3 protein-coding genes are annotated in these 2,090 nt (G+C 62.1%); 2 read left to right on the top strand and 1 reads right to left on the bottom strand.

Features of this window, described 5'->3' with window-relative positions:
• Nucleotides 1-87 precede the first annotated feature (87 nt).
• Both VMT30_08870 and VMT30_08865 read left to right on the top strand, forming a co-directional pair.
• The gene (locus tag VMT30_08870; protein HVQ45040.1) at nt 88-231 is read left to right on the top strand and encodes a hypothetical protein; all 144 of its coding nucleotides are present in this window, start codon (nt 88-90) and stop codon (nt 229-231) included.
• On the top strand, nt 168-1,406 hold the full coding sequence (locus VMT30_08865) for an IS4 family transposase (GenBank protein HVQ45039.1): 1,239 nt from the start codon (nt 168-170) through the stop codon (nt 1,404-1,406). The genes VMT30_08870 and VMT30_08865 overlap by 64 nt, the downstream gene beginning before the upstream one ends.
• Before the next feature lie 126 nt (nt 1,407-1,532).
• Here VMT30_08865 and VMT30_08860 read toward each other — a convergent pair.
• Nucleotides 1,533-2,090 (bottom strand): cytochrome d ubiquinol oxidase subunit II (locus VMT30_08860; protein HVQ45038.1); only part of this gene is annotated, 558 nt, incomplete at its 5' end.

Below are 2,090 nucleotides of genomic sequence, written 5' to 3'. Positions count from 1 at the left end.
CTACGACATTCACACATCGCCGGGTCTTGCGTTGAGTAAGGCAGCCTGACTCCCTTTAACCGGTTGATTCGGTTTGAGGAGGAGACCATGGCTGATTTGACGCTGGGGCGGTTTGGCGACCGTCGGCTGGAAAAAGGGGGGCGTTCTTACACGCTCGGTTGGTGGAATTGGGCGGGAGTGGCGTACGTGTTTGTCGGCTCGGTAAGGACCGTGCGGGCGAGATCAGACTGACGCGCTTTCTGCACAATCCAGCAGTGACCGTGAGCGAGATGGTGGCCACGGCGGCGGCCCGTACGTCTACTCGTGTAGCCGGACGGCATGTGCTCGCCATTCAAGACACGAGCATGGTTCGCAGCGCCGCCGAGGGCATCGGCGTGGCTTTGCACCCTCTCATCGCAGTCGATGCGTTCGATGGCACTTTGTTTGGCCTTCTCGACGCTCGCTTCTTCATCCGTCAAGGCGGTCAGCGCAACGAGCGCCGGGAGCGGGACTTGGCGCAAAAGGAAAGTGGACGCTGGCTTGAGGCGGCACACCGCGCTGCTGAACTTGCGGGTGTGGGGGCCGCTTGCGTGACTGTGGTATCGGACCGTGAAGGCGACATCTACGAGGATTTTGCCGATAAACCGAGTGCGGTCGAAATGCTGGTGCGCGCGGGCCAGGATCGGCGGCTTGCGGACGGATCACATCTGTTTGCCAAGACCGGGATGCTGCCCGAGGCCGGGCGCATGGCGATCGATTTGCCGGCTGCTCCCGGCCGCCGCGCCCGCACCGCCATCGTATCTCTGCGGTTCTGTAAGGTCGAAATCGCGCGACCGAAGCATCGAACATCGGGCGCCCGCGCAGCGTTGCCGCGCGCTGTGGCGCTGAGCTTGGTCGAGGCATCCGAGATCAATCCGCCGGCAGGCGTTGATGGCGCTCATTGGCGCCTGTTGACCACGCACGCAGTGAACGATGTTGCGGATGCTCGCCGGATCGTTGACTTCTATCGTCAGCGTTGGACCATCGAGCAGCTGTTCCGCACCCTAAAAACCCAAGGCTTCAATGTCGAAGCCCTGCGTCAGGCGGAGGGCGGGCCCTTCGAACGGCTGGTTGCTGCCAGCCTAATCGCCGCCGTCACCGTGTTGCAGCTCGTACGCGAGCGCGATGGCGTCGCCAAACGGCCGCTCGAAGACGCCTTCGACCCCGAGGATCGCCCAGCTCTGGAGGCAATCTCCGCAGACTTGGAAGGTAAGACCACCAAACAAAAAAATCCCCATCCCAAAGGCTCTCTCGCATTCGCCGCTTGGGTCTTTGCACGGCTGGGTGGATGGAACGGCTACTACGGAAAGCCAGGCCCCGTTGTCATGCTCCATGGGCTCACTCGCTTCCAAGCTATCAAGCATGGATGGGCTCTACGAAATGTGTGAATCTCGTAGGGCTTGACCCGCGGGTCCATCCATTCTTCGCAAATAAATCTATTGCGAAGGAGATGGATTGCCGGGTCAAGCCCGGCAATGACGACCAAACGCAGGCCGGCACGGCGCGAGCTTGCTCTAGTGATAGCCGATGTCCCCTCGAACCTTGCCCCGAAATACCCAATAGGACCAACCCGTGTACATCAAGATCACGGGCAGCAGCACAAGCGTGCCGACCAGAAGAAACGCCTGGGTTCGCCCGGAGGACGCGGCCTCCCACAAGGTGAAATGGTGGGGAACGATCATCGGGTAGAGACTGATGGCGATGCCGAGATACGACAAGACAAAGAGCCCGATCGCGCCCGCGAACGGCAGGACCTGGGCCCGGCTGTCGAGCGCGCGCCACGTGACGAGCGCGACAGCGGCGGTCGCGATCGGCACCGGGGCCAAGATGAGGATGTTCGGCCACGCAAACCACCGCGCGGCGACAGCCGGATTTGCGATCGGGGTCCAGATGCTCACGATGCCGATGGCCACGAGCACGGCCACAAGACAGATGCGGCCGTGCCGGCGGGCGTCGTCCTGGATGTCGCCTTCGGTCTTCAGGATCAGCCACCCCGCGCCGAGAAGCCCATAGCCGAACAACAGCGCTATGCCCGTCAGAACCGAGAATGGCGTCAAGAAAGCGAAGGAGTT

It is taken from the genome of Candidatus Saccharimonadia bacterium (genome assembly GCA_035544015.1).
Taxonomy (GTDB): Bacteria; Patescibacteriota; Saccharimonadia; order UBA4664; family UBA4664; genus UBA5169.
This window is presented reverse-complemented; position numbering and strand designations above follow the sequence as displayed.

Excerpts from the sequence above, each read along its gene's own strand:
- VMT30_08870 (HVQ45040.1), top strand. The coding sequence starts at position 88 with ATGGCTGATTTGACGCTGGGGCGGTTTGGCGACCGTCGGCTGGAAAAA.